The organism is Gordonia sp. UBA7599, from assembly GCA_002477755.1.
GTDB lineage: Bacteria > Actinomycetota > Actinomycetes > Mycobacteriales > Mycobacteriaceae > Gordonia.
The window spans coordinates 1-7844 of record DLKD01000049.1 but is presented as its reverse complement, the minus strand read 5'-3'; the positions used below and the strand labels follow the sequence as shown (position 1 = coordinate 7844).

The following is a 7844-nucleotide window of genomic DNA, read 5'->3' as shown; positions in this document are numbered from 1 at the left end:
CATCGCCCGCAACTTCGCCCGCAACGGCTACACCGTGGCGGTGCATAACCGCTCGATCGCCAAGACCGATGCACTGCTCGCCGAGCACGGCGGCGATGGGGATTTCGTGCGGACCGAGACGATGGCAGAGTTCGCCGCGGCGCTCGAGCGCCCACGGCGCGCGCTGATCATGGTGCAGGCCGGTGACGCGACCGACGCCGTCATCGAGGAGATCGCGGCCGTTTTCGAGCCGGGCGACATCATCATCGACGGCGGCAACGCGCTCTACACCGACACCATCCGTCGTGAGGCCAGCCTGGCCGACCGCGGCCTGCTGTTCATCGGTGCCGGTATCTCCGGTGGCGAGGAAGGCGCGCTGCTCGGACCGTCGATCATGCCCGGCGGTCCGGCCAAGTCGTATGAGGCCGTCGGCCCGATGCTGGAGAAGGTCGCCGCGCAGGTCGACGGCGAGCCGTGCTGCACCCACATCGGCCCCGATGGCAGCGGCCACTTCGTCAAGATGGTCCACAACGGCATCGAGTACGCCGACATGCAGCTCATCGGCGAAGCCTATGAACTCATGCGCACCGCGCTGGGCATGTCCGCCGCACAGATGGCCGAGGTCTTCAAGCAGTGGAACTCCACCGAGCTCTCCAGCTACCTGATCGAGATCACCGCTGAGGTCCTCGCCCAGGTCGACGCCAAGACCGGCAAGCCGCTGGTCGACGTCATCGTCGACGAGGCCGGGCAGAAGGGCACCGGGCGCTGGACAGTCAAGTCGGCCCTCGACCTGGGTATCCCCGTCACCGGGATCGCCGAGGCGGTGTTCGCCCGCGCCCTGTCGAGCTCGCGCGCCCAGCGCGACGCGGCCGCGGGGCTCGCTGCGGGAACCCTGGCCCCGGCCCCCGCCGATGCCGCGGCCTTCATCGACGACATCAAGGCCGCCCTCTACGCGTCGAAGGTCGTCGCCTATGCGCAGGGCTTCGACCAGATCGCCGCCGGAAGCGCCGAGTACGGCTGGAACGTCGACCGCGGCGCTTTGGCGACCATTTGGCGCGGGGGCTGCATCATCCGCGCCCAATTCCTGAACCCCATCCGGGACGCATACGACAAGAACCCCGACCTGCCCTCGCTCCTGCTGGACCCGTACTTCCGCAACGCCGTCGAGTCGGGCGTCGACGCATGGCGGCGCGTCGTCGCCACCGCGGCCACGATGGGCATCCCCACCCCGGCCTTCGCGTCGTCGCTGGCCTACTACGACGGCCTGCGCGCACCCCGCCTCAACGCCGCCCTGACCCAGGGCCTGCGCGACTACTTCGGCGCGCACACCTACCGGCGCATCGACGCCGAGGGGAGCTTCCACACCCTGTGGAGCGGCGACCGCTCCGAAGTCACCGCCTGATGCACTTCCACACCGGGAACCGGCCTGACTACGACCTGACCTACGACGACGTCTTCATCATCCCGAACCGCTCGGATGTGACCTCACGGTTCGACGTCGACATGGCGACGGTCGACGGGACGGGCACGACCATCCCGATCGTCGTGGCGAACATGACCGCCGTCGCCGGTCGGCGCATGGCTGAGACTGTCGCGCGCCGCGGCGGGATCGTCGTCCTCCCGCAGGATCTGCCGATCCCGGCTGCAGCCGAGCAGATCGGCTACGTGAAATCGCGCGACCTCGTCGCCGAGACACCGGTCATCCTGTCGCCGGAGCACTCGGTGGCCGAGGCTCAGGCCCTGCTCACCAAGCGCGCGCACGGCGCCGCCGTCGTCGTCGACGAGGAGTCGGTGCCGCTGGGACTGGTCACCGAGGCCTCATTCTCCGGGGTCGACCGGTTCAGCCGGGTGCGCGCCGTACTCGACGCCGACTTCGTGGTGCTCGACGCCACGACGCCGCCGCGCGAGGTGTTCGAGACCCTCGTCGAGCGCCATGCCGACCTGGCGGTCCTCGTGGACCCGGCCGGCCGCCTCGTCGGCGTCCTGACCCGTGTGGGCGCGCTGCGCTCGGGGATCTACTCCCCCGCCGTCGACGCGACCGGGCGCCTGCGCGTCGCCGCGGCCGTCGGGATCAACGGCGACGTCGTCACCCGGGCCACCGAGCTCGCCGCGGCCGGCGCCGACGTCCTGGTCATTGACACCGCCCATGGGCACCAGGAGAAGATGATCAGCGCGCTGCGCGCCGTCGCCGGTGCCGGTCTGGACGTGCCCCTGGTGGCTGGCAACGTCGTGTCCGCCGGCGCCACCCGTGACCTCGTGGAAGCGGGCGCGAACATCGTCAAAGTCGGTGTCGGACCGGGTGCCATGTGCACCACACGCATGGTGACCGGCGTGGGGCGCCCACAATTCTCGGCGGTCGTGGAATGTGCCGCGGCAGCCCGCGAGCTCGGCGCGCACGTCTGGGCCGACGGCGGGGTCCGCCATCCCCGCGATGTGGCGCTTGCCATCGCGGCCGGCGCGTCGAACGTCATGATCGGTTCATGGTTCGCCGGTACCTACGAGGCGCCCGGCGAACTCCTCGTCGACGAGCACGGACCGTACAAGGAGAGCTTCGGCATGGCCTCCAAGCGGGCGGTCGCGGCACGCTCGGCCGACGACAACGCCTATGACCGGGCCCGCAAGTCCCTGTTCGAGGAGGGGATCTCCAGTTCGCGGATCCGCGTCGACCCGCTGCGACCCAGCGTGGAGGACCTCGTTGACCAGATCTGCTCGGGGGTCCGCTCGACGGCGACCTACACCGGGGCACGGTCGCTACCGGAGCTCCACGACAAGGTGGTGCTCGGGATCCAGTCAGCGGCCGGGTTCGCCGAGGGCCGTCCGCTGCCGGGCGGGTGGTGACCGCCCGTGGAGTGGTCTGACATAGCACTGACCGTCGGTGCGGTGGTGGGGTTCATCGCGCTGACGGTCGGAACCGCTGTCTTCGTCGCCGCCGAGTTCTCGCTCACGGCATTGGAGCGTTCGACGATCGCCGACGACGTCGCCACTCGCGGCGATCTGCGATCGCGGCAGGTCGAGCGCGCGCACCGCACCCTGTCGTTCCAGCTGTCGGGCGCGCAACTCGGCATCACCATCACGACTCTCATCACCGGCTACCTCGCCGAGCCGGTGCTCGCGCAGTTCATCGAACCGGCGCTGTCGGGCCTGGGTGTGCCGCCGGGCTGGCACGGTGGCCTGACCGCGGCGCTGGCATTGACCCTGGCGACGTCGCTGTCCATGGTTCTCGGCGAATTGATCCCGAAAAACCTCGCCATCGCCGAACCGCTCTCCGTCGCACGACTCACCGCGGCGCCGATGGTCGCGTTCTCCGCGTTGTTCGGATGGGCAATCAACGGCCTCAACGGTGCGGCGAACTGGATGGTGCGCCGCTTGGGCATCGAACCCGCCGAGGAACTCGCGTCGGCACGCTCGCCGCAGGAGCTCGCCTCGCTCGTACGGACCTCGGCGCGGCGCGGGTCGCTGGACCCCGATACCGCGATCCTCGTCGACCGCTCCCTGCGTTTCGGCGAACTCACGGCCGAGGATCTGATGACCCCGCGTGTACGGGTCACGGCGCTCGGGCCCGAGGACACCGTCGACGAGCTGCTGCGCGTCGCCGCCGATACCGGCCACAGCCGCTTCCCGGTCTGCCGTGACGGCGACCTGGACAACCTGGTCGGCGTCGTGCACGTCAAACAGGCCTTCTCCGTCCCCCACAAGGAATTGCGCACCACGCGCCTGGACTCGCTGATGTGGACGGTCGCCACCGTTCCGGCCAGCCTCGACGGGGACTCGGTCGTCGAGTACCTGGCCGTCGGCGGCCTCGAGGTGTGCGTCGTCGTCGACGAGTACGGCGGGACTGCCGGGATCGTCACCACCGAGGACGTCATCGAGGAGATCGTGGGCTCGGTCACCGACGAGCACGACGATGAGAACGACGACGTAACACCCGAGGGCGAGGGCTACCTCTGCTCGGGTTTGCTGCGCCTCGACGAGCTCGAGTCGGCGACCGGCTTGCGCGCTTCCGAGGGCGCCTACGACACGCTGGGCGGCCTCGTCATGTTCCATCTGGGGCGGATCCCGACGTCGGGCGACGAAGTCGAACTGGTGTCGCACCCCCGCGGCACCGAGGGCGAGGACGGTTCGGCCGGCGAACACGACGGTCCGCCCGCCGACCGGCGCTGGCTGGCCCGGGTGACCGCAATGGACGGACGGCGCATCGACACGGTCTCCCTGCAGCCGCTACCCGACGACGATGACGCCTACGGGCAGGACCTGTCATGAACGACTGGGTGGGAGTCGTCCTCACGGTCCTGCTGCTGGGCGCGAACGCATTCTTCGTGGCCGCGGAGTTCTCGCTGATCTCCGCGCGGCGCGACCGGCTGGAGGCCCTCGCCGACGAGGGGCATTCGCGGGCACTGACCGTGATCCGAGCCTCCGAGCGACTGTCGATCATGCTCGCCGGAGCACAGCTGGGCATCACGATTTGCTCGATCCTGCTGGGCCGCGTCGGTGAGCCGGCGATTGCGCACCTGCTGGAACAGCCGTTGGAGTGGGCGTCGGTCCCTCATGCGTTGCTGCATCCGATCAGCCTCACGGTGTCGTTGATGCTGGTCGTGATCGCCCACATCCTGCTCGGCGAGATGGTGCCCAAGAACATCGCCTTGGCCGGGCCCGAACGCTCGGCAATGCTGCTCGTCCCGGTGCACCTGCTGTTCGTCAAGCTCACACGCCCGATCCTCGCCGTCTACAACTGGCTCGCCAACATCTCGCTGCGGGCCTTGCGTGTCACACCGCGCGACGAGCTCGACTCGACGGTGTCGCAGGCCGAGCTGGCGGTGATGATCAGCGACTCACGCGACGAGGGACTTATCGACGACGAGGAGCATCAGCGCCTCACCCGCGCGCTGGCCAGCGTCGGTCGCACCGTCGCCGACGTGATGATCCCGCTGGCCGATGTCCGCTGCCTCGACGCCGCACCCGGCCACGACGGCCCGACGCTGATCGCCGTCGAGGAGGCGGTCGCGCAGACCGGCTACTCGCGATTCCCGGTGCGCAGCGCCAACGGCGCACTCACCGGCTACCTGCACCTCAAGGACGTGTTGGGGGTCATCGTCGACGACACACGCGGGCCCGGCACCATCATCGGCGCCGATCAGATCTGGCCCCTGCCGGTATTGCACGCCACGACCATGCTCGACGATGCGATGACGCGACTGCGTCGGACGAGTTCGCATCTGGGCACCGTCGTCGACGATGCCGGCGAGACGATCGGCCTCGTCGCATTGGCCGATCTCGTCGAAGATCTGCTCGGCACCGTCCGGGACGCGACGCACCGGATCTGAGCCGTGCCCACCGCCACCGCTCCCACGACCACCGTCGCGCCCGCGAACGAGTGGGCGACCGCGGCCTCGCGGCACACCGCGCGCATCGACGGGATGATCGGCGATTACCTGCACGACCGCCGTCGCGGTGGCCACCACCCCGTCGTCGATTTCCTGTTCACCTACTACCCGTACCGGCCGGCGCAGTTGCGGCGCTGGCACCCGGGGTTCGGCACGGTGCTGGCCGATCCGCCCGACGGTTCGCATCCGTATGAGCGTGCCCGCGGCTACACGCGGGTGCCCGGCGGGGTCACCGTCGGCGTCGAGTATCTGCACACCCGTGAGCGGACGCTGCGCACCTCGCGCGCACTGCTGGCGGCCACCGCTTCGAGGCCGGCACGGTTCGGCTGCTTCGGCCTCCACGAGTGGGCGATGGTCTACCGCACCGACGCACCGCGCCACGACGTGCCGCTGCGGTTGGGTGCGGCGGGCACCGACGCGGTCGTGGAGTCCCACCAGCTGGTGTGCACCCACTTCGACGCGTTTCGCTTCTTCACCGACGACGCCCGCGGACGCAACGCGACGGCGCTGACCGCGCAGGACCGGCTCAACCATGACCAACCGGGCTGCCTGCACGCGACGATGGACCTCTATCGCGTCGCCGCGAAACTCAGCCCGCTGGTGCCCTCCTCGCTCGTCGCCGACGCCTTCGAACTCGCCCACCGAGCGCGGGAGATCGACATGCGCGCCAGCCCCTACGACCTGACCGGGATGGGTTACCAACCGATCCGGATCGAGACGCCGGAGGGCAAGACCGAGTACCAGCGCGCCCAACACGAGTTCGCGCAGTCCGGTTCGGTGCTGCGCGAGCGGCTGCTCGCGGAGATGGACCGGTTGATCCCCACCATGGCGGGTCGGGCGGGTGTGGCGAGGGGGTAGAGTGTTATCGGCGTGTTGCGCTGGCTACCTGCGCTAATACGTGTTCATAGCACCCATACGAAAGGCTGACATGTCTGACCGCGTCACCGTCCACGGACTCCAGGTCTCCCCGGTTCTCTACGACTTCATCAACACTGAGGCGTTGCCCGGCACCGGCGTAGACCAGGACGCGTTCTGGAGCGGTGCAGCAGCCGTGGTCGGCGAGTACGCCCCCCGCAATCGCGAGCTGCTGGCGATCCGCGACGACCTGCAGGCCAAGGTCGACCAGTGGCACCGCGACAACCCCGCGACCGACGGCAAGGTCGACTTCGACGCCTACAAGCAGTTCCTCACCGACATCGGCTACCTCGTCACCCCACCGGAGGCCTTCGAGATCGGCACACAGGGTGTCGACACCGAGATTTCGCAGACCGCGGGCCCGCAGCTGGTCGTCCCCATCCTCAACGCCCGGTTCGCGCTCAACGCCGCGAACGCGCGGTGGGGCTCGCTCTACGACGCGCTCTACGGCACCGACGTGATCTCCGAAGCCGACGGTGCGGAGAAGGGCCGCTCGTACAACACGGTGCGCGGCGACAAGGTCATCGCCTACGCCAAGGCCTTCCTCGACGCCGCGGTGCCGTTGGAGCAGGGCAGCCACGCCGACGCGACGAAGTACGTGGTCGACGGCGACAAGGTGAACGTCGTCCTGGGCAATGACACCGACGTGACGACGTTCGCCGACCCGAGTGCCTTCGTGGGCTACCGCGGCGACGCCTTGGCCCCCTCGTCGATCCTGCTGCGCCACAACGGCCTGCACATCGACATCCTCTTCGACGCGTCCTCCCCGGTCGGCTCCACCGACAAGGCCGGGATCGCCGACGTCGAGCTCGAGTCGGCGATCACCACGATCATGGACTTCGAGGACTCGGTGGCCGCCGTCGATGCCGAGGACAAGGTCGTCGGCTACCGCAACTGGCTGGGCCTCAACCGCGGCGACCTCGCCGAGGAGGTTGCCAAGGGCGGCAAGACGTTCACCCGCGTGCTCAACCCGAACCGCGTCTACACCGCTCCCGACGGCTCGGAGCTTGAGCTGCACGGCCGGTCGCTGCTGTTCGTCCGCAACGTCGGGCACCTGATGACCAACCCGGCGATCCTCGACGCCGACGGCAACGAGGTGCCCGAGGGCATCCTCGACGCGCTGGTCACCTCGCTCATCGGCAAGCATGGCCTCGAGAAGGGCGAGTCGGGTCGGCAGAATTCGCGGACCGGGTCGATCTACATCGTGAAGCCGAAGATGCACGGCCCCGACGAGGTGGCCTTCACCAGCGATCTTTTTGGCGCCGTCGAGGACGTCGTCGGCCTGCCGCGCAACACCCTCAAGGTCGGCATCATGGACGAGGAGCGCCGGACCACGGTCAACCTCGCCGCAGCGATCAAGGCCGCAGAGAACCGTGTGGTGTTCATCAACACCGGCTTCCTCGACCGCACCGGCGACGAGATCCACACTTCGATGGAGGCGGGCCCGATGATCCGCAAGGGCGATATGAAGTCGCAGCAGTGGATCAAGTCCTATGAAGACTCCAACGTCGACGTCGGCTTGGCCGCCGGTCTTGCGCACAAAGCCCAGATCGGCAAGGGCATGTGGGC

General features: G+C 68.9%; 6 protein-coding genes. All 6 read left to right on the top strand.

The window, feature by feature from the left end; all coding sequences use genetic code 11:
• Window positions 1-1381: NADP-dependent phosphogluconate dehydrogenase (gene gndA, locus B4L26_RS06470; RefSeq protein WP_290717239.1), on the top strand; the 1381-nt coding region annotated here is incomplete at its 5' end.
• Entirely contained in the window at window positions 1381-2817 is a 1437-nt protein-coding gene (locus B4L26_RS06465; protein ID WP_290717238.1) for a GuaB1 family IMP dehydrogenase-related protein, read from the top strand. The genes gndA and B4L26_RS06465, both read left to right, overlap by 1 nt.
• Before the next feature lie 6 nt (window positions 2818-2823).
• Window positions 2824-4239, top strand: a complete 1416-nt coding sequence (locus tag B4L26_RS06460) for a hemolysin family protein (RefSeq protein ID WP_290717237.1) — start codon at window positions 2824-2826, stop codon at window positions 4237-4239.
• On the top strand, window positions 4236-5300 hold the full coding sequence (locus B4L26_RS06455; RefSeq protein WP_290717236.1) for a hemolysin family protein: 1065 nt from the start codon (window positions 4236-4238) through the stop codon (window positions 5298-5300). The genes B4L26_RS06460 and B4L26_RS06455 overlap by 4 nt, the downstream gene beginning before the upstream one ends.
• Before the next feature lie 3 nt (window positions 5301-5303).
• Window positions 5304-6218 (top strand): 3-methyladenine DNA glycosylase, encoded by a 915-nt coding sequence (locus B4L26_RS06450; RefSeq protein WP_290717228.1) that lies wholly within the window; start codon window positions 5304-5306, stop codon window positions 6216-6218.
• A 70-nt stretch (window positions 6219-6288) separates the two neighbouring features.
• Window positions 6289-7844 (top strand): malate synthase G (locus B4L26_RS06445; RefSeq protein WP_290717224.1); only part of this gene is annotated, 1556 nt, incomplete at its 3' end.